Source organism: Massilia antarctica, from assembly GCF_015689335.1.
Classification (GTDB): domain Bacteria; phylum Pseudomonadota; class Gammaproteobacteria; order Burkholderiales; family Burkholderiaceae_D; genus Telluria_A; species Telluria_A antarctica.
In genome coordinates, this window is record NZ_CP065053.1 from 5,697,927 (window position 1) to 5,717,636 (window position 19,710).

16 protein-coding genes are annotated in these 19,710 nt (G+C 62.2%); 3 read left to right on the forward strand and 13 right to left on the reverse strand.

Annotated elements, in window-relative coordinates; genetic code table 11:
- Positions 1-148: 148 nt before the first annotated feature.
- The 9 genes from IV454_RS25110 to IV454_RS25150 form a co-directional block, all read right to left on the reverse strand.
- Positions 149-289 (reverse strand): hypothetical protein, encoded by a 141-nt coding sequence (locus tag IV454_RS25110; protein ID WP_156441576.1) that lies wholly within the window; start codon positions 287-289, stop codon positions 149-151.
- A gap of 595 nt (positions 290-884) precedes the next feature.
- Positions 885-2,072 carry an ABC transporter permease gene (locus IV454_RS25115; RefSeq protein ID WP_206088350.1) on the reverse strand — a complete coding sequence of 396 codons (1,188 nt, stop codon included), beginning with the start codon at positions 2,070-2,072 and terminating at the stop codon, positions 885-887.
- Between the two features lie 3 nt (positions 2,073-2,075).
- Positions 2,076-3,230, reverse strand: coding sequence for an ABC transporter permease (locus IV454_RS25120; protein WP_206088351.1), 1,155 nt, complete (start codon positions 3,228-3,230; stop codon positions 2,076-2,078).
- Positions 3,223-3,921 (reverse strand): ABC transporter ATP-binding protein, encoded by a 699-nt coding sequence (locus IV454_RS25125; protein ID WP_370663757.1) that lies wholly within the window; start codon positions 3,919-3,921, stop codon positions 3,223-3,225. The genes IV454_RS25120 and IV454_RS25125 overlap by 8 nt, the downstream gene beginning before the upstream one ends.
- Complete coding sequence (locus IV454_RS25130) at positions 3,918-4,928, reverse strand: efflux RND transporter periplasmic adaptor subunit (protein WP_206088353.1); 1,011 nt, start codon at positions 4,926-4,928, stop codon at positions 3,918-3,920. Before IV454_RS25130 ends, IV454_RS25125 begins: the two co-directional genes overlap by 4 nt.
- Before the next feature lie 102 nt (positions 4,929-5,030).
- Positions 5,031-6,332, reverse strand: a complete 1,302-nt coding sequence (locus IV454_RS25135) for a coproporphyrinogen-III oxidase family protein (RefSeq protein WP_206088355.1) — start codon at positions 6,330-6,332, stop codon at positions 5,031-5,033.
- Between the two features lie 58 nt (positions 6,333-6,390).
- Complete coding sequence (locus IV454_RS25140) at positions 6,391-7,188, reverse strand: ABC transporter permease (protein WP_206088356.1); 798 nt, start codon at positions 7,186-7,188, stop codon at positions 6,391-6,393.
- Between the two features lie 43 nt (positions 7,189-7,231).
- Positions 7,232-8,197, reverse strand: coding sequence for an ABC transporter ATP-binding protein (locus tag IV454_RS25145; protein ID WP_206088357.1), 966 nt, complete (start codon positions 8,195-8,197; stop codon positions 7,232-7,234).
- Between the two features lie 39 nt (positions 8,198-8,236).
- A complete protein-coding gene (locus tag IV454_RS25150) occupies positions 8,237-10,402 on the reverse strand; it encodes a TOMM precursor leader peptide-binding protein (protein ID WP_206088358.1) in 2,166 nt (721 codons plus the stop codon).
- A gap of 445 nt (positions 10,403-10,847) precedes the next feature.
- Here IV454_RS25150 and IV454_RS25155 point away from each other — a divergent pair, with 445 nt between their 5' ends.
- Positions 10,848-12,329, forward strand: coding sequence for an amidase (locus tag IV454_RS25155; RefSeq protein WP_206088359.1), 1,482 nt, complete (start codon positions 10,848-10,850; stop codon positions 12,327-12,329).
- Between the two features lie 604 nt (positions 12,330-12,933).
- The gene (locus tag IV454_RS25160; RefSeq protein ID WP_206088360.1) at positions 12,934-14,655 is read left to right on the forward strand and encodes a L,D-transpeptidase family protein; all 1,722 of its coding nucleotides are present in this window, start codon (positions 12,934-12,936) and stop codon (positions 14,653-14,655) included.
- Here the strand turns inward: IV454_RS25160 and IV454_RS25165 are convergent.
- Positions 14,636-14,881, reverse strand: a complete 246-nt coding sequence (locus IV454_RS25165) for a hypothetical protein (RefSeq protein ID WP_082692001.1) — start codon at positions 14,879-14,881, stop codon at positions 14,636-14,638. The two genes, IV454_RS25160 and IV454_RS25165, sit on opposite strands and share 20 nt — an antisense overlap.
- A gap of 79 nt (positions 14,882-14,960) precedes the next feature.
- Entirely contained in the window at positions 14,961-16,160 is a 1,200-nt protein-coding gene (locus IV454_RS25170) for an NnrS family protein (protein WP_206088361.1), read from the reverse strand.
- Between the two features lie 221 nt (positions 16,161-16,381).
- On the opposite strand from IV454_RS25170, the gene IV454_RS25175 reads away from it, so the two are divergent.
- Positions 16,382-16,630, forward strand: coding sequence for a heavy-metal-associated domain-containing protein (locus IV454_RS25175; protein WP_206088362.1), 249 nt, complete (start codon positions 16,382-16,384; stop codon positions 16,628-16,630).
- A 453-nt stretch (positions 16,631-17,083) separates the two neighbouring features.
- Here the strand turns inward: IV454_RS25175 and narL are convergent, their stop codons facing one another.
- Both narL and IV454_RS25185 read right to left on the reverse strand, forming a co-directional pair.
- Entirely contained in the window at positions 17,084-17,743 is a 660-nt protein-coding gene (gene narL, locus IV454_RS25180; protein WP_206088363.1) for a two-component system response regulator NarL, read from the reverse strand.
- An 18-nt stretch (positions 17,744-17,761) separates the two neighbouring features.
- Positions 17,762-19,708: a type IV pili methyl-accepting chemotaxis transducer N-terminal domain-containing protein gene (locus tag IV454_RS25185; RefSeq protein ID WP_206088364.1), complete on the reverse strand. Its 1,947-nt coding sequence runs from the start codon at positions 19,706-19,708 to the stop codon at positions 17,762-17,764.
- Positions 19,709-19,710 lie beyond the last annotated feature (2 nt).

A 19,710-nucleotide genomic window follows, 5' to 3' on the forward strand; every position in this document is an offset into this window, starting at 1 on the left:
CCGAATATATTTCCTTCAAAGGCTGCAGTATTAACCTGGCTATATCGGGATTTCTGAACAAACCCCTCGCCAAGCAATACTGCAGGTACCACAGTATCGGCAGCGATTGATACGGGCCTATGCGCCCCGCATCAATCGACCAGCGATATTAACCGCAGCAGCAGGTGCTGCTGGTGTAGATGTTCAGTGGTGCTTTGCTGTCCAAATCCGACATTTCGTCGATTTGAAAGGTTTCGATTTCCAGATTTTGCAGATCGTCGTTACTAACTACAACTTGTGATTCGTTCATTTTATTTCCTTCGTGTGGTTTGAAAAAACAAGGGTAACGGTAGAGTTTCTGGAGGCGATCATTCGCTTATCTGGAAATCCTAACGACCTGGCACTATTAATACTCTTGCCACGGTGAATCCAGTGTAACGACATCAAAATGCTTTCGTCAAGAAGATTTAAGAAAGTTTTTGCTGTAAATATTCTGTCTCTTTTTCGACATATTTTCTGACGATCCAACTTTTAATACGCGCACCAATGCAGCAGCCCGGCGTCATATTACCGCCGACCGTCAATGGCCAAATGTGCAGAAACCCGCCGTATTATCAGGCGTGCGATAAAAGAAGTATTACCAGGCGATGAACAACAAGGTCGAGCGCTATCCTTGCGCGACAAATCACGCATGCAAGAGATAAGGTCGCACAGCGCTGGAAAAGCCGCTACGCCGCCGCGCCGGGGGGCGGTGGATGCGCGAGGGCGACGCCATGCCGCCTCACACCAGCGGCGCCGGAAGAAGTAAGCTGCTCGTGCAAACAGGCCCGCAGGCGGCACGGCGCCTGAGCGCCCGTGGCCGCCCGCTGCCGCGCGCTATGATCAAGTTTCACGCGCATGGCGGCTTACTCGACAATGCCAAGGGCCAGGGCTTGCCGGCTCGCCCGAAATGCCGGGAAGATGCCCCCGACCAGGCCGATGATGATTGCCCACCACGCCGCTTCAATGAGCTGGGCGCTGGATAAACTCATCTTGAAGACGACGGTCGACAAGCCCGCGCCCAACATGGAACTGCTCATATTGTTAAACACGGCAAACGCCGCGACACCGCCGATTACTGCGCCTGCGCCCGCCAGCACCAGCGACTCGGCCAGGGTCCCGGCAAATGCGGAGAAGCGTCCGTAGCCGAGAATGCGCAAGGTGGTGATTTCCCGTCCGCGCTCGGCGACCGAGGCGTACATCGTATTGAGCGCGCCAGCCAGGGCGCCCAATGCCATCAGCACGGCGAGCGGTTTGCCGAACAAGGTGATCAGATCGGTGCTTTCCTTGGCCTGGGCCGCGTAATAATCCTGTTCCGATTTGATATCTACCGTCAGCCGCGGATTCTTTTTCGCCGCCGCCACCAATTCGGCGATCTGATCGGGGAGGCCCACGCCAATGCGCACCGTTTGAATTGTATTTCCCTGGTTCAGCAAGCCCTGGACGACCCGCAAATCAGCCCAGACCTCCGATTCGAATACACTGCCGGCAGCCTCGAAAATGCCGACCACGGTCCAGTTAGTGCCATGCAGGCGCAGCTGCTGGCCCAACCCGAGTCCCTCGAACTCCTGGTTGACGCCACGCCCCACGACGATTTCGTTGCTGCCCGGTTGAAACAACCTGCCCTCTGCAAGCTTGACGCCGCGACGCACCTGCAAGGCGGTCGCCGTAATGCCGCGCAAGGAAACGTTTGCCTTGAGCTTGCTCGACTTCTTGACGACATCGACATTGATGTACAACTCGGGCGACATCACGGCCGGTTTTCCCGGCTTGCCCGCCAGCTCGACCAAGGTGGCCAGCATGTCTTGCTGCTCCCGGTCGAGCGAGCTGTTAACTTCACTTCCGGCGCCGGCGCGCAGCACGACAGCCACATCGCTCGCCCCGCTGTTATTGAGTTCGTGCCGGAATCCATTATCCAGCGCAAGCGCACCCAACAGGACGAACACCGCCAATGCGATGGCCACGCAGCCCGAAACGGAGGTCCAGCGGCGGTGCTTGAGGCTAAGCAGATTGATTTGGATAACCGCCCAAATCTGACGCAGTTGTGAAAGCATGGCTCAGACCTTTCCTAGACCATCGATGACGTTCACGCGCAGGGCGCGCCAAACGGGGGATGCGGCGGTAATCGCACCGAGCCCAAAGGCAATGCCCAGGCCGGCGATCCAGACGGACGAGGACATCGTCAGCGAGGCGAAGCTGGAATTTTGCTTCAAGGCGCCGACGATCCCCCAGGCGAGCACGAGGCCGCTGGCGCCGCCGGCCATCGACAGCAAGACCGACTCGCCCACGACCAGCTGCACAATATGAGACGAGGGAAAGCCGAGCGCCTTGAGAACGGCAATTTCACGCGTGCGTGCGCGCCAGGTCATCATCAAGGTATTACCAACGACCAGCAACATGGAACAAAACGCCGCCCCCACGACAATCGAGACAATCATGCCGATATTGCCGAACTGCGCCAGGAAGGCCTTGAAAAACTGGGTTTCGCTGACCGTCGCGGTTTCATCGCCCGAGTTGGCGAACTTCGCATCGATGGCGGCCGCGATCTTGTCGTTTTGCCCGGCATCTTTCGCCAGCACGACAATGGTGCCAACCTTGTCCTTGCCCGATGTCCTGGTGTCATTGAAATAATCGTAATGGAAGTAAACCGATGATTCGTTGCCGCCCTTTTTCGCGTTCGCATAAATCCCCGTGACCAGAAACTCCCAGTGACGCGATCCCGTTGTCGAAAAATAGATGCTGCTCGACAAAGTCACACGCTGGCCGAGTTTCCATCCGAATTGCTCGGCCACCTGCTGACCGACAATCACACCGGTACGTTCACGCAAGAAGCTGGCGCGCTGCTCGGGCGACAGTTGCAGCTCGGGATAGAGCCTGAGATAGGAGTCCGGCTCGACCGCGAAGGAGATCAGCGCATTGCCCGGCTCTTTATAGTAGCCGCCGAACCACGCCATGTACGAGACATCCTTGACGCCCTCGATGGTGGCGACCCGCTCCACATACGCGAACGGCAGCGGCTGCGTAAAACTGGTCAGGTTCGACACCATCAGGCGATCGCTCTGTTTGGCCGCCCCGCCGCCGCTAGCCAGGAAACCCTGCACGGATTCCAGCATGCCGAACAAGAGAAACGCCACCAGGATGACCACGTACAGCAGCAAGAACTTCATGGGTTGACGCAACAGGTTCTTGCGAACCAGGGTGAATTTATTCATGAAAGGCCGCCCGCTCGATAAACTTACCCTTATCCAGATGCAGCACGCGTTTGGCATATGCCGACGCCGCCGGATCGTGGGTCACCATCACGATGGTCTTGCCGTGTTCGCGATTCAGCACCTGCAATAATCCCAGCACTTCATCGGCCGTGCTGCGGTCCAGGTCGCCCGTCGGTTCATCGCATAACAGCAGGGAGGGATCGGCCACCAGGGCCCGGGCAATCGCCACGCGCTGCTGCTGGCCGCCCGACATTTCCTTGGGATAGTGCTTGGCGCGATCGCTCAAGCCGACGATATCGAGTGCCGTCTTCACATGCGAAGCGCGCTGCGTCTTGCCGAGTTTAGTGAGCAGCAAGGGCAGCTCGACGTTGTGCGAGGCGCTCAGCATCGGCATCAGGTTGTACGACTGAAAAATGAAGCCGACATTATTGGCCCGCCAGTCGGTCAATTGACTCTCTTTATACTGGCTCAACTCGGTATTGCGAAAGTGTAGCGAGCCGCTGCTGACCCGGTCCAGTCCCCCCAGCAAATTCAAGAGCGTGCTCTTGCCGGATCCGGAAGGGCCCATGACCGCCACAAAATCGCCTTCCTTGATATCGATCGTCAGATTATTAAAAATCGGAATGAGCTCTTTGCCCCGTTTATAGTTCTTATCAACATTTTGCAAGCGAAAATAATCGGTCATGCTCATTCCCTTGTTGTCGTACTCTGATTGAATGAAACTTTGACCGCCATGTCGGGGAGTACCCTGCGGTCATTGTTGAGGAAAGCGATGCGAACGCGAACGGAGGCCTTGTCGCGATTGACGGTCGGAATAATCGCCAGCACCCTCGCGGCAATCACTTGCTTGGGGTAGGCATCGAGGATGGCATCGACCGTTTGTCCTTCGTGCACCTGGCCGATGAAAGCCTCATTGATGTCGGCCTGGATTTCCAGGCTATCCATATCGACAATCGTGCAGATGCCGGTGCGCGTAAAGCCGCCCGCCCCGGAGATGGGCGAGACGATTTCTCCGGATTGCGCATTGCGGTCGACCACCACACCAGAAAACGGCGCGCGGATCTCGTATTGGCCGCGCTGGGCCTGCAGGCGCGCCGTATCGGCGCGGGCGGCAACGATATCGCTATTGCCTCGTGCCAGTTGCGCGTGCAGGCTGTCGACCCGGCGGCGGTCGTGATTCAAACTCGCGGTACTGAGGAAACCGGTGGCGCTGAGCTTGGTCGTCCGGGCCAGGGTGTCCTGGGCATCGGCCAGATCGGCAGCGGCGGCCTGCGCGGCGGACTGGCTCGATGCCAGGCGCGCCTGCAGCATGGTCACTTCGCGGTCGATCACGCTCGAATCGAGTACCGCCAGCACCTGGCCGCTACGCACTTGCTGCCCTTCCTCGACCCGCACTTCGCGCAGGCGCCCGGTGACTTCGGACGCCACCGTCGTGCGCCGGCGCGCGGTCACGAATCCCGAAGCGGTCAAGCGTCCGGCGGGCACCCCGGCCGGCGCCGGCGCGCTGGCCGGCGGCGCTGTCGCCGTGGGCGCCGCCACGGCCCTGAAACGGGTCGCGCCGAACCACCCGGCCGCCAGCGCGCACACGACAACGCCTGCAATCCCAAGCATCGCCAGCTTGCGCCGGCCGGGTGCCGCTTCGGCCACCTCGCTGCGATCGATCTTCAACAACGCCAGCTTGCTGTTTATGCCTGTCATTTTCTCTTTTTCACCGAGCATGCGAGGACCGCCGATTGTCGCCAGGGTGCGCGACCGCCATGAATAGATGGGGCAAACGTGATGGGATGCAGCGCGCCGGTCTCAGCGTCGCCAGATCATCGTGGGAATCCAGGTCTCGGGGCTCAGTGCGATGCCCTCCGCGGTCTCGATAAACACGGCTCCGTTTTTTTCGCGTTCGGCGAACCATTCCCGGATGGCCGGACGCGCCGCGCGCAATGCCTTGAAATCGAATCCGAACTGCTCGCGAAAGCGGCTGAAATTGATGCCCTCCGGTGTGGCGAATGCCTTGAAGTAGCCGTCCGTGTAGGCCACATCCGGAACGAACTTCAGGGGTGCCATGCCCATTGCGGCTGGCGCATCGATATACGTGCGCACGTTCGAGTCGCCATAGCGGAATGCCTCGCCGGACTTGAAGGTGCAACGGCCGATGGTGGACGCCGCGCCGGCCCCGAATCCGAAATAGTCGCCGCGCATGGCGAAATAATAGTCTTCCGAATTGAAGCGGAACTGCTCGCCCTTGGCGAAATAGCCGACCACGTATTCCTCGAAGCCGGCTTGTTCGAGCATCGCCTTGGCCGCGAAATACAGGGCCGAGCGTTCATCGCTTGACACCTGCTTGACCGATCCGGACGTCAGCTGGCGCACCACCACCAGATCGGACGAGAATTCGCGGAACATATACAGGCTCACATGCGGCACGCCGGCGTCGATGGTGCGCTGGATGGAATCGAACAGGCTCTCGGCCGATTGACCGGGGAAGCCGGCGATCAGGTCGAGATTGAAATTGGTCAATCCCCCCTCGCGGAAGGTCCGCAGCGCGCGTTCGATCTGGTCGGACGAATGGGCGCGTCCCATTTTGCGCAAGATCTGCGGATCGAAAGACTGGGCCCCGGCGCTGATGCGGTTCAGGCCACGCGGGACCATCAATTCAAGGTGCCCGGCGCTGACCGTCTCGGGACTGCATTCCATCGAATACTCGGCCACGCCGGATAGATCGATGCAGTCGGCCAGGGTATCGTGAATGAGCGCCATTTGCTGCGGGGTCAGCCGGGTCGGCGTGCCGCCGCCCCAGTACACATTGCTGACCCGGTAGTTCGCCGCGCGCAAGGTCGGGGCATATTCCCTGATCTGGGTGCACAGCGCCTCAACATAGCGGCTGCGCAATTCTCCCGTGTCGAGCAGGTCGGCCTTGCTATAGCCGACCACCCAGTCGCAGAAATGACATTTCGAGCTACAAAAGGGAATATGGATGTAGATCAGCAGCTTATTGTCGGCGCGCCCCTGGGCGCCCGATGTGATCAGCGCCCGGATCGATTCCGGGGTCAACTCAGGCGCACGCTGGGCCGCAGGCCGTATTGCGCTGACAGATATACTCGAGCTCATGCAACCACCTTTATCGTGAACAGACGCCAAGCAAGGGAGATGACCGGAACAACAGCGCTTATCGTGTCGCTTCCTGCCGGCGGAACAGCCACGCCGCGATGCTTGAAAAGACCAGCGCGTACAGGGCCAGGATCAGCCAGGACTTCGGCTCCGATTCATTGAAGTAGCCCAAGGTGTGCAAGGTCAGGCGCGAGTAGTGATAGGACGGCAGCAACGGCGCCGCTTGCTGCAACCAGACCGGCAGCATTTCCAAAGGCATCCACAGGCCGCCGCACAGCGATAAAGGCAGATAGACGAAATTGATCATGCCACCGGCATTGGCCGGCATGAGCAATCCCATCAAGACGCCAAGACTGGCGAAGGTGATCGCGCCACCCGCGACGGCCAGCAGGAAATGCAAGCCATCGAGAACCGACATCTGCAAATTGATGGACAGGCTGGCGATGCCGAGCAAGATCAGGGCGAGCGTGATGGCAAACAACACGCTGGCGCACAGTTTCGAAAACAGGTAGGCGTGAATCGGCATGGGCGAGGCGCGCTTGAGTTCGAGCCAGCCGTTGCCGCGCTCGGCCGCGAGGCCGCCGCCGATGGCAAACAAGGCTGCACCCATGGCGCCGAAACACGAGTAGCTTGCGATCAGGTACCTGGTGACCGGATAGCCATGAAATAATTGGCCGTCATTGGCGAGGCCAAACACGACAAAAAAAGCGATCGGAAAACCGAAGATGGAAAAGATGTACGAGCGTTCACGCAACAGCTTGGTCAGCTCGTATTTCAGTTCCTTCATATAGATCTGCATCGTTTGCTGCGCGCTCATCGTTGCCGGCGCGCGCATGGTGTCCTGGACCACTTCCATCTTGATTTCTCCTGATCTGACTACGAGTTATGCGCAACGATGCTTACGATTTGCCGGCACTGGCGGTGAGCGCAAGGAAGGCCGTTTCCAGGGCGACGTTATTGATTTCGAGATCGCTCAGCGCGGCGTCGTGCAGCATCAGCGCGCGCGCCACGCTTTCCGATTCGCTCACCGCAATATGGGTCACCGGTCCCTCGCGCCGTACCGTAATGACTGAAGGCAGCGCGGCGATGAAAGCGAGTTCCAGGACGGTGCGGCAACGGATATTCTTGTGGCCCTGGGTGGCCTTGATTTGCGCCGGTGTTCCCTCGGCAATCAATTTCCCCTTTTGCACCACGACCACGCGCGTGGCCAGCGCGTCGGCTTCCTCCAGGTAGTGGGTCGTCAGCAGCACAGTTTTGCCGCGCGCGGCGAATTGGCGGATCTGGCTCCACAGCGCCTGCCTGGTTTCGATATCCATGCCGACCGTCGGTTCGTCGAGGAAAAGCAGATCGGGATTGCCGCACAGCGCCACGCCGAACAGCACGCGCTGCTTCTCGCCGCCGGACAATTTTCCGAAACGCCGGTTCTCGAGTCCGGTCAGGCCGGCGATCGCCATCACTTCCGCAGCCGGCAAGGGGTTGGGGTAATAGCTGCTGAATAAATCGATGTGTTCGCGCACATACAGATGCTCGGGAACGGCGCCCACCTGCAGCATGGCGCCGATGCGCATGCGCGCGGCACGCTCGCGCGGATCGCGGCCGAAAATCCGAACTTCCCCCGAGGTCGGCTCGGTCAGCCCAAGCATCATGCGTACGGCGGTGGTCTTTCCCGCTCCATTTTGTCCCAGCAGCGCGACGACTTCGCCCTGGTAGAGATTGAGCGAAAGCTCGTCAACGGCGGTATGCTGGCCGAATTGCTTGGTCACCGATGCCAGACTGGCGATCACGTTTTCCGGCCGCGCCTGGCTCTGCGGCATGGCGTGTTGTTCATGCGATTCGTTCTCGTGTAACACTTTTAACGGCATCATCAAACACTCTCCATTGAGTTGGGCAACTACTTCATCGACTCACATTATCTGACGCGGCTCTCCGGGCTCACCCGCCGCAAGCACTACCTTCACGACCGTCAAAGTGTGCGTCAGCGCGATGTCCGGGCTGGTGACATCGCGCCAGAGCAAGTGCTTGTTTTCCTGGGCAAGACCGGCCAGAAGCTGGGGCATCCCGGCGTCCGCATCCGGTGCCGGCAAGCCGGTGTCGCCGTCAATGACGAGCGAAATTTCCGCGTTCGAATGAATGCCTGCGCGCCGGCTCTGCCTGACGGCGCGTCCGCAACGGGCCGACTGCTCTTGCGCCAACCGTTCCGCGAGCAAGCCATTGACTGCTTCCTGCACGGAAAACCCGGTGGCGATCAGCAGTTCATCGACCCGGCAGTGCGGATCGGCGCCGGGCAAGGCGACTGCCGCGAACATGCCGTGCCCGGGCGATCCTATCCCGATATGGGGACCTTTCATGCTCAGTTTTTCGCTGGCGGCAAGCAAATAATCGGTGGTCTTGTCCGGCACGCTGCGGCTGCCATTCCATCGCTTGAGCGCGAGCGTGCCGTGCGCCAGCGAAGCGAGAACGACGTGTTCGTACAGCGAGAGCACGGCCTGTTCAATGGCGCCTTGTCGATCCAGCCCGCTGCCGAGCGCGCCCGAATGGGTATTGAAGCAGCCATCGGTGTCGAGCTGCGGATGCACCGCGCCGGCGGCCACCAGGACGGGCGCGCCGCTCTCCAGATCGGTCGCCGCCAGATAGCCCTGCGCGAGATCCTCGTCCGACGCAGTTCCCAGCCAGCCGACTATCTGGCGCGCCGCATATGCCGGCACAGGATCCGGATGACGGTCCGGCCGCGCAATCAGCGCGCGTTGCAGGTGGAAGGGAAAGGCAACGGCGGCTTGCACGCAGACGGCTTTGCGAATCGCATGCAGGCGTGCGCCATCGTTGTTTTCGAAACTCCACCCCAGCACGCCACCGCCGCTTTTTTCGGCCGTACCGATGCAAAAGTCCAGCATGTTGATACGCAGAGGCAGTTGTTCCAGGCACTCGTCATCGAAGCCGCGGAACACCCCGAAGCGCTCATCCAATAAAGTATTCCACTTGAGCAGACAGTCACTACCAGTAAGGGGCGCGGCCGGTTCGGCGGCCTGGGCGGCGGGCTCTGGCCAGCAGACCGGGCAATCGGCATGGGGCAAGATTGGTTTGACCGTGCTCTCGAGCGTGGACAATTCCTGGTACAGCAATTGCAGATGGGTTTCCGGCGCCGGCTGACCGATAAAGAACTTGAAGGCTTCCATGGCCATGGAATTGCCGAGAATCTGGGCACATACTTCGGGAATATGCGCCGCCGAAGCAGGCTCCACGCGGCGCAGCGCCAGTTGTTTCCAGAAGGCCGATGACGTGTCGGCGGTCGCATTGTCCGACCAGCGCAACATCGCGCATTGCCAGCATCCGGGACGGTGCGGCGCGACGATCGGACCGATGATGCTGGCGCCGGCATGGATCATGGCGGGCAAAAAATGGTAGCCCAAGGTGTGCGCTTCGCGATTGAGCTCTTGAACCCGGTGCAAGTCCGGGTTTTCTGCGCAATACAGCATCAAGCCAATGCCGTCATCGCCGTACGGTGCGCCATCCGCATGCACGACCAGCTCGCAGCTGACGCCGCGCTCGCTCGAACGCTCGCATTCCTTGTTCAAAAGGGAGAGGTCCTGATCGGGCGCCGTGCGCACGTGCAGGACGCTCAGACCATTGCGCAATAAGGCGACGCCGGCGCTGATGAATGCCAGCCCCGCGCCTTCCAACAAAATATTGCTATTACGAAATTCAAGAAACCGTTGATGGGACTGCTCGCCATAGTGGGCGATGAACTCGATCTGTGGCGCAAAAGCTTGGGAAATGACGGGGTCGACCAGCAGCGCGTCGGCCGAATCGAGTTGTTGCACCACACCATTCTTGATGAGTACGCGAAGCAGGTCCGACAAACCGCGGCGGCTCTCTTCGCGCACGGAGCCCAGGAGAACGGCGCCGGTGGATTTTCCTGTGAGATGGGGGAGTAATTGCTGAAAGGTTGCGTAGATGCTGAGACTGTTCAGCGAAAAAGTACCGCGCCCGGTACGAAAAATGATGCCAGTCTCGGTCTTCATGTAGATTGCGTCGCGCCGCAGTTTGAGCGTTGAGCTAGCAATATCCAGCATACGTACTCCAGTCTGTTTTCGTTGTTGGCGTTCCTCACATGGCGTTGCTGCAATGCGAGTTCATTGACGACATTGACATCATTGCCGCGAAAACAAAGTGAATGTTTTGCCAGCACTTGATCAATACTAAACCAAAATTTATTGCAAATTTACATATTTTTATTTTTCAATTTTTTCCGAAAAGCATGGCAATTTCATGGCAATATCGCTAGTAAATACGCGTGCCGGTAGCGCGAAATGGCGCTGAGGAGGTTGCGGGGTGCGAATAGCCAGGGCGGAAAATGATACGCGGCGGCCTCCCGTTTCGTATTTTTAGGCTAGATATGGCGGACGATCGACACAAATAGCCGCAGTTATTTTTTCTCTGCGGATGACGGCTGCCTTCGGCCGCGACCGCAATAGCGCCGATGGCGGTTAAGTGAGGGCACAACGCCGATTTCACGTTGTGCAATTCCAACACTATTACCTCAAAAATATGATTATTCCTTTTGCAAGCGCAACCGACACCGCTTCCCTCCTCGCATCCGGCGAGGTGTGCGCGATTGAACTGGTCGATTTCATGGTCGCGCGCATCGTCGAACTCGATCCCCAGATCAACGCGGTCGTGGTGCGCGACTTCGAGCAGGCGCGTCGTGCAGCCGCGTCTGCCGATGCCGCCTTGAAGCGAGGCATCCGCCGGCCACTCCTGGGGGTGCCGGTCACGGTCAAGGAATCGTTTCATGTCGCCGGTCTGGCGACCAGTTGGGGGATCGGTGCGTTTCGCGACTGGCCGTGCCGCACCGAAAGCGTCGCGATCCAGCGTCTCAAGCATGCCGGCGCCATTATTGTTGGGAAGACCAATATCGCGACCGCCCTGGCCGATTGGCAATGCGACAACGAGCTGTTCGGGAAGACCAGCAATCCGTGGGATCCTTCCCGCACCCCAGGCGGCTCGTCCGGCGGCAGCGCCGCGGCCTTGGCGGCGGGCCTGTCTTTCCTCGAACTCGGCTCGGACCTGGCAGGCTCGATTCGCATCCCGGCGCATTTTTGCGGCGTGTACGGTCACCGCCCGACGCAAGGATTGATTTCCTCGCAGGGTTACAGCTTCCCGGGGACAACGGCAACGTCCGATCTGGGCACCATCGGCCCCATGGCGCGCAGCGCCGACGATCTGCGTTGCGCGGTCGATCTGCTGGCCGGGCCAGGGTCGCCAGAATCGATCGGCTGGCGCTTCAAGATGCCGGCAGCGCGGCATGATCAAGTGCAAGGTTTCCGCGTCCTCCTGTTGGACAGCCACCCGCTGGTGCCCAGCTCCGACGCCGATCGACAACAGCTCGACACACTCGCTACGGAGCTGCGCAAGCTGGGCGCCACCGTCGCGACCGAGAGCCCGCTGCTGCCCAGTTTGGCGGAGGCGGCGCATGTCTTCATGCGGATCTTAATCCCGCAGAATGTGGCGCGTCTTTCGGAAGAAAATTACGCGGCTGCGCTTGAGAGTATCCATGCCATTGCCGAGGATGATACGAGCCTGATGGCGGTGGGACTGCGGGCGTGCATCGGCAACCCGCGCGACGGGTTTCGCGCCAACGAGGCGCGCGCGCGCCTGAAGTTGCAGTGGCAACGCCTGTTTCGCGACTGGGACGTGGTGGTCTGTCCGGTTTCGCCCACGGCCGCCTTTGCTCACGACGACCGGCCGATGGAAGATCGGCGCTTGAGCGTCGACGGCTTGCCGATTTCGTATTTCGATCAAATGGCATGGATCAGCTTTGCCAGCTTGTGCGGTTTGCCGGCAACCTCGGTTCCGTGCGGACTGAACCGGGAAGACATGCCAAACGGCTTGCAGATTATTGGCCCGCACTACGAAGACCACACCACGCTCGCATTCGCCAGCCATCTCGAACGCCATTTTGGCGGTTTTGTCCCTCCGCCCCGCTTTGCCGGCCATTGAAGCGATGCCCCGCAACGGCTCGCCTTAAACCGCTACAATGCCCGCAGAATGTGCCGCACTGCTGCACGCCGGGAACGAGCGGCACCCCGCCGTATCTTTCCGCCCTGCCAAGGACCCGATACCCTCTTTCCGATACCTATTGCCGCCGTTCGCGGCATGCGTGCTGCTCAGCGGCGGAGTGATGAATACTACAACCGCGAGAACCGCATGGAGTTGCGGCGCGACCTCAAGGCGTTTGAACAGGCGCGCAAACATGCCCTGCCGAACCTCAAGGGCGAGGTTACGCTCGCCGAGACCCGAACTGTTGCGCGGCCAATACTGTTTTTATGCGCTCCGTGACACCACATAACAAATAGTACCTTCTTGATAATGCCCCTGCACCATTGATGATGCTTCGGCGCAGCGCTGCGGCGGCCCGTTCGCCCACCGTTGCGCAAGGCGGGAAACCGGCGCATCCTATTGTCATTGCCAACCAGTCCCATCGCGCGATCCCAGCCCGATTGTTGCGCTGACGCTACCTTTTTTATAACTTTTCCGGCAACAGTTATGTCAGCGCGGGCATGTTCGATTAAGATGGTCGGGTTTTTACTATCTGGAAACTTAAATGATCGTCGGCAAACGAAGCTTCCGCCTGAGCGCAATCGCGATGGCATTGGTAGTATGGCTTCCCCACGGCGGCGCCAACGCGGCGGCGCCGCTTCCCGGCACGCCGACGGCGGCGGTCGCGGCCCCGGCGCTGGCCGGCATCGCGGCCGAGCTGCGCAACCTGGCGATCAGTGCGGCCGCAGTCACCACGCGCACCCCGCGCCCCTATGACGAACGCGACTGGCTGGCCCGCTTCTACGTGCCGCGCGCTTATGCTCCCGCCTGGCAAGACCGCGGCTACAAGCAGGCCAGCGCCGCCATCGCCCTGCTGCAAAATGCCTCGGTACACGGCCTGTCGCCGGCCGAATACAATGCCGACGGACTGGCGCGCCAGCTGGCCGACCCCGTCTTGCGCACCAGCGCCCGCTTCGACGCAGGCATGACCCAAGCCATGCTGCACTACCTGGCCGACCTGCGCGTGGGCAGGGTGCGCTCCGAGTACCACACCACCCTGCCCGACCCGCGCCTGACCAAGACCGACCCGGTCGAGCAGCTGCGCGCAGCCTTGCTGAGCCAGCACCTGGACCAGGCCGTGGCCGCCTCGGAGCCGCGCATTCCCCTGTACCGGCGCGTGATGGCAACCCTGGCCACCTATCGCAAGCTGGCCGAGCAGCCGTTCACGCCGCTGCCGCCGCTGCCCCAGGGCATCAAGAAGCTCGAACCGGGCGCGCCGTACGCGGGCGTTGCCACCCTGCGCGCGCGCCTGATCCAGCTGGGCGACCTGAGCGCCACCGCGCCGGCCGAACCGCCCGCCAGCGCCGGCGTCTACACGACGGCCCTGGCCGAAGGCGTCAAGCATTTCCAGTCGCGCCACGCGCTCAATGACGATGGCGTGATCGGCGCCGGCACCCTGGCGGCCCTGAACGTGCCGCTGTCGCAGCGCGTGCGCCAGCTCGAACTGGGCCTGGAGCGCCTGCGCTGGCTGCCCGACTTCCCGGACGGCCGCCTGATCGCCGTCAACCTGCCCTCCTTCCGCCTGTGGGCGCTGGAACTCGGCCCGGGCGCCAAGAACCCCCTGATCGAAATGCGCGTGATCGTCGGCGCGGCCGTCAAGACGCCGACGCCACTGTTCGTCGGCTCCATGCGTTACGTGGAATTCAATCCCTACTGGAATGTGCCGCGCAGTATAGAAAAAGGCGAGATCATTCCCAAGCTGGCACGCGATCCGGGCTACCTGGGCAAGAACGAGATGGAACTGGTGCCGGTCGGCGGTGGCGCCGCCGTCTCGGTGGTCGATGCGGCAACCCTGGACGGCCTGCGCGCCGGCCAGTTCCGCGTGCGCCAGCGTCCCGGTCCGCGCAATGCGCTCGGCGCGGTAAAGTTTGCCATGCCGAACACGGACAATATCTACCTGCACTCGACCTCGGCGCAGAGCTTGTTCAAGCGCGGCCGGCGCGACCTGAGCCACGGTTGCATCCGGGTCGAAAATCCGCTCGGCCTGGCCAAGTTCGTGTTCGCGGACCAGCCGCAAATGACCCCGGCCGTCATCGACACCTTGATGAAGCCGGCGCCGATGAAGACGGTCAGCCTGAAGACACCGATTCCGGTGGTGCTGTTCTATTCGACGGCCGTGACCGACCGCGAAGGACTGGCCTTGTTCGCGGAAGACGTCTACAAACGCGATCCGGCGCTGGAAAAGGCTTTAAAAGTACGCAGCGATGCTATTGCGCAGGTGCGCTGAGCACGCGCTTGAGGCGCTGCCCGTGGATGCCCCACTGGCAGTCGTCGCCATCGACCCTGCCGGTTAACACCCAGCCGGTGCCGATTTTCTGCACGCCGACCTCACCGCCAAGCTCGGCGGCGAGTTTTTCAGCCCACATGCTGGCCGAACCTTTTCCCTTGAACAGTTCATTTCCTTCAAAAATTACCGTGGCATCGAACACGGGCATGGCAAATACGGTCGTCATTTTTTCCTGATCACTTCAATTAATGGGGGGATAGCCGCCGCAAGCGGCGTGGTGCGGACCCGTATCGTACCATTTCGCCTCACCCCTCGCGGCCATCGATGCGGGCACGCCACAGATATGGCGTGTAGACCAGCAAAAACAGCGCGAACGACAAGCTCCAGCATGCGCCCGAGGCAACCAGCGCGGCGGCGCGCCAGTCGGCGGGAACGAACTGCGCCAGCATGCGCAGCACGGCGCCGCCCTGGACCAGGAAATACATGACCGGCTCCCAGCGCCCCGCCTTGAGCACCCGGCCCGTGTGTCCGAGCGTGGTGCGCGTCATCATGCCGATGATCAGCCCGGCCATCGACCCGACCGCCAGCGCATGAAAACCGGTGCTGGCGGCGCCGATGCCCAGCGCGGCCAGCGACAGCATCGCAAATCCGAACGCGATCCAGGCGTAACCGAGGTGCAGGATCCACAGCAGCGGCACGTGCAGGGTACGCTGCGGCTGCCAGCCGGCCAGGCGCAGCATCATGGCGCAGGCGGCGGACATCATCAGCGCAGCCGTCAGCGCACCGGGCAGCGCGAGCACCCAGGCAATGCTGGCGGCGGCCGTCAGGCACAGCGCGACTTTGTCATAGCGGGGCCGCACCACCGGCTTGGTGCCGGGCGCCCCATTGCTCGTGAACATGGGAATGACCCTCCCGCCGATTACCGCTTCGATGATGACGATCACCAGAATCGCACCGTGCACGGGTGTCAACGGCGACACGGCGATCCAGCCCAGGGTGGCCGCGTGGAACAGCGCGTTGGCCATGGTCAGCAAGCCGAGCAGGGCCACCAGGAACAGGTTGCGCTTGTTGCCCGACTGCTTCAGCACGCGGTACAGCGGCCATGCGGCCAGCGGCACGAACAGCAAGTCGACCACGGCGGCGGCGAGCGGCGGCGCGCACAGCATGGCGGCGCGGCCGGCCAGCCAGACACAAGCGAGGGCCGCCAGATGGGCGCCGTGCGGGGTCGGCAGATTGGTCCAGTTGCGCCCGGCCGTGAACAGGAAGCCGATGATCACGGCGATGGCCATGCCGTACACCATTTCGTGCGCATGCCAGCCCAAGCCGCCATGCGGCAAGGTGATCCAGCCGAGGTATTGCGCCAGCCACAAGGGCACCGCCAACGCCGCAAACGCGGCCGTCAGGATGTAAAAGGGCCGAAAGCCGAGCGCCCACACAGGGTGTTGCGCGCTCCACGGCGCGTGGTGGACCGGCGCGGCCGGTTCGTCGATTGTCAGCAGACTCATGTCATCACCCGTTTAAAGATATATTCAATATACTACTTTACAGCGCCCGTGCGGGCAACGACTATCGCGCGCGTTTCGAGGGCGTTGCAGCCGCGGCGCCGCGCAAATGCGCCATTCTTGATGCAGATTATGCTTTTCGAACAAATCGCACGGGCTTCTGGACGTGCGCCGGTGCGGCGCTTTACGCTGTTCGCATCGACCACACACTCATCGGAGAACGTATGCAAACCGCTTTACTCACCATTCCCGCCATGCAGGACCAGAACGCCGCACTGGCCGTCGCCAAGGCGCTGGAAGCCGTCGCCGGCGTTGAAACCGTTCACCTGACCCTGGCCACCGGCCGCGCGCGGGTCGGCTTCGACGAGGCGCGCGCCTCGGCCGATCAACTGCGCCTGGCCGTGGCCGCCGCCGGCTTCACGGTGGCGCCGCAAGCGAGCGGCGGCTGCTGCGGCGGTTGCGGCGGCGGCTGAGCCAGGCACGACTGCATGCCGCCGGTGCCGGTCAGCTTGCCGGCACGCGGCGCAAGAGCGGCTTGCCGCGCCTTGACCGCGCCGCCTCGCGCCGTCCAGAGGGCGGCACACCTTCCATGGGTCGAACTGGCCGGCCGCGAGCTTGCCTTGCGGCTGGCAGCCCGACGCAAGCATGCCGATCACTTCATCGCGCACGAGCCCCGGGCGGCCGATAAATGTGCGCAGCGGGATGTTCTCCACGCTTGTGTGGAACGGAAAATCCTTGGCGGCGGTAAAGACGTTCTTGCGCACATCCCACACTTGCTTGCCGCTCCGCACCGACAACAGAAAGTGGTCGTCGCCGAGGGTGACGAAACGCGGCTTGTCCGGGTCGGGCCAGTCGATGACCGCCTACGGTGCGGGCGTCGCGGCGTCCGCGTTCGCGCTCGATAATGCAGGATGGTCAGCGGCGCGCTATTTGAGGCGGTGCTCCACGGCGAACACGGCGGCCTGCACGCGGCTGGCCAGTTTCAGCTTCTTGAGCACGTTCTGGACGTGGATCTTGACCGTGCTTTCAGCCAGGTCCAGGTTGCGGGCGATGCACTTGTTGCTTTCGCCGCGCGCCAGGCAGTCGAGGATTTCCTTTTCGCGCGGCGTCAGCTTGTCGAGCTCCGACGCCGGGGCCTCGCCCGCTCCGCCAGCCTGCAACTGCGCCACCAGCTTGCCGGTCATGGCTTCGGCCACCACGGTTTCGCCGGCGGCCGCGCGGCGGATCGCGCGCAGCAGGTAATCGGTGTCGATGTTCTTGATCAGGTAACCGCTGGCGCCCGCGCGCAGCGCCGTGGCCAGGTCGTGCGACTCTTCCGACACGGTCAGCATGACGATCGCCGCGTCCGGGCAATCCTGCCGCATCAGTTGCAGCGTTTCCACGCCGGACATGCCGGGCATGTTCAGATCCAGCAGCACCACGTCGGGCTGCAGCTGGCGGGCGCGCTTGATGCCTTCGACCCCGTCGGCCGCCTCGCCGACGACGGCAAACTCGGCGTGGCGCTGCAGGAGCGAGCGTATGCCGCTGCGAAACAGGCTGTGATCGTCCACCAGCAGGACGCGGATCGGTTCTTTCGTGGTGTCCATGGTTCCTCTATGTTGATATCAGGCGGCGCGCCGCCGTTCCTGCGGCAAGGCCAAGGCGATCGTGGTGCCCGCGCCGGGGCACGATGTGACGCTCAGGGCCGCGTCGATGCGCTGGGCGCGCTCGCGCATGATATGGATGCCGACGTGGCTGTCGCCCCGGCCTTCCAGCAGCGCCGGATCGAAGCCGGCGCCGTTGTCCTCGATGCTGAGCAAAAAGTCGTGGCTATCTTCGAGGCGCACCATCACCCGGGTGGCGCCGGCGTGCTTGCGCACGTTCGACAGCGCTTCCTGTACGATGAACAGCAGTTGCAGTTGCTGCTCGCGCGGGAACGGAGCGCCGTCGACATCGGCCACCAGCTCGGCCTCGATGCCGGTCTGGCGGCGGAACTTGTCGACCGTCGCTTCCAGCGCGCCGATCAGGTTACCCTCGACCAGGCGGCTGCGGAAATTGTGCAGCAGCTCGCGCACGTCTTCGTAGCTTTCCTGCACACCCGCGCGCAAGGCCGGCACGATCTCGGCCACGTCGGCGAGCTTGCCGTCGCCCACGGACTGCTCCAGCATCTGCACCTGCAGATTGAGGAAGTTCAGCCCTTGGGCAATGCTATCGTGCAAGCCCTGGGCGACCAGGTTGCGCTCTTCGGACACGGCCATTTCGCGTTCGCGCGCGCCCAGGCGCAGGTTTTGGATGGCGGTGCCGAGCAACTGGCCCAAGGTTTCGAGCAAACCCTGTTCGCGCGCGTCGAGCACGCGCGGGGTACGGAAATGCAGGTTGAAAAATCCCAGGTGCTGCTGGTGGGCGTAAATATGGAACACCGACACCGTGGCAAAGCCTTCACGGTGGCATTCGAGCTCGTAGCCCTTGTCGAGCTTGCGCAAGTCGTGGATCACCGTGACTTTTTTCTGGACCGCTTCGCCGCACAGGCAGTCGCCCACCTTCATGCAGTGTTCGCGTTCGACCAGGCGCGGCGACAAGCCGTGGTGCACCACCATGTGCAGGTTGTCGCGGCCGGTATCGAGCACCCGCACCGAGCCGCCGTCGGCATGGAAATAGTCGCTGATGCGCTGCAAAAAGCCCTGGCAGAGCGGCTCGACCGGCTGCGGACGCTGCAGGAAGGCGGCACTGTCGTACAGCAGGGCCAGTTCGCGGTTCTGGTGCTCCAGCGCGGCCGTCTTGGTTTGCACCAGATCGGCCAGGTTGCCGTACAGCGCCTGCAGGCGGTCGGCCATGTCGTTGAATCCCTGCGCCAGCTGGCCGAATTCGTCGGCGCTGTCGACCTCCAGGCGCACTTCGAAATCCTTCTCCTTCATGCGGTGCAAGCTTTCGTGCAGGCGCGTCACGGGTTCGATGATGAGGCTGAACATGAGGTAGATCAGGCTGACGGTACCGATCAGGGCCATGGCCAGCAGGGCCAGCTGGGAAGCGCGCAGCCAGAAAGTGCGCGTTTCACTGTCGCGCTCGATCAGCTGGACCAGCGCGTTGACCCTGCCGGCAAAGCGGTCGGTGCGCGCCAGGTAGCGCTGCAGTGCCTCCGGGTCCGCTGCCTGGCGCGTCGCCAGCGCCTGGGCCGCCGGACGCAGTTCGCGCCGCCAGTCACTGTCGATCCGTTCGAATTCGCCGCGGATGGCGCCGGTCGGCGGCAGGAACAGGGGACGCTGCGGGTCACCTTGGTGCAGCTGGACCAGGGTGGCGTCAATCTGCCCCATCTGCTGGGCGGCGCTGGCCAGGCGCGGCGCGGCGCCGGCCGTGTCGCCCTGGCCGGTCTGCGAGAGCAGGATCGCCAGCCGGTAGCTGCTCATGCGCAGGCTGCCGGTATCGTTGATGGCGGCCGCGCTGCCTTCGAGCTGCCAGGACAGGTACAGGGTCACGCCGATGGCGCACAGGGCCAGCGCGAGAAAGCCCAGCAGCGCGCCGACGATCTTGGTCGAGAGCTTGTGACGGGATGGAATCAGGGTGTTGAGGGTCATGG

Bases quoted from the DNA above. Each gene is read 5' to 3' on its own strand.
- IV454_RS25110 (WP_156441576.1), bottom strand. From the start codon at position 289: ATGAACGAATCACAAGTTGTAGTTAGTAACGACGATCTGCAAAATCTG.
- IV454_RS25115 (WP_206088350.1), bottom strand. From the start codon at position 2,072: ATGCTTTCACAACTGCGTCAGATTTGGGCGGTTATCCAAATCAATCTG.
- IV454_RS25120 (WP_206088351.1), bottom strand. From the start codon at position 3,230: ATGAATAAATTCACCCTGGTTCGCAAGAACCTGTTGCGTCAACCCATG.
- IV454_RS25125 (WP_370663757.1), bottom strand. From the start codon at position 3,921: ATGAGCATGACCGATTATTTTCGCTTGCAAAATGTTGATAAGAACTAT.
- IV454_RS25130 (WP_206088353.1), bottom strand. From the start codon at position 4,928: ATGACAGGCATAAACAGCAAGCTGGCGTTGTTGAAGATCGATCGCAGC.
- IV454_RS25135 (WP_206088355.1), bottom strand. From the start codon at position 6,332: ATGAGCTCGAGTATATCTGTCAGCGCAATACGGCCTGCGGCCCAGCGT.
- IV454_RS25140 (WP_206088356.1), bottom strand. From the start codon at position 7,188: ATGGAAGTGGTCCAGGACACCATGCGCGCGCCGGCAACGATGAGCGCG.
- IV454_RS25145 (WP_206088357.1), bottom strand. From the start codon at position 8,197: ATGATGCCGTTAAAAGTGTTACACGAGAACGAATCGCATGAACAACAC.
- IV454_RS25150 (WP_206088358.1), bottom strand. From the start codon at position 10,402: ATGCTGGATATTGCTAGCTCAACGCTCAAACTGCGGCGCGACGCAATC.
- IV454_RS25160 (WP_206088360.1), top strand. From the start codon at position 12,934: ATGATCGTCGGCAAACGAAGCTTCCGCCTGAGCGCAATCGCGATGGCA.
- IV454_RS25165 (WP_082692001.1), bottom strand. From the start codon at position 14,881: ATGACGACCGTATTTGCCATGCCCGTGTTCGATGCCACGGTAATTTTT.
- IV454_RS25170 (WP_206088361.1), bottom strand. From the start codon at position 16,160: ATGAGTCTGCTGACAATCGACGAACCGGCCGCGCCGGTCCACCACGCG.
- IV454_RS25175 (WP_206088362.1), top strand. From the start codon at position 16,382: ATGCAAACCGCTTTACTCACCATTCCCGCCATGCAGGACCAGAACGCC.
- narL (WP_206088363.1), bottom strand. From the start codon at position 17,743: ATGGACACCACGAAAGAACCGATCCGCGTCCTGCTGGTGGACGATCAC.
- IV454_RS25185 (WP_206088364.1), bottom strand. From the start codon at position 19,708: ATGACCCTCAACACCCTGATTCCATCCCGTCACAAGCTCTCGACCAAG.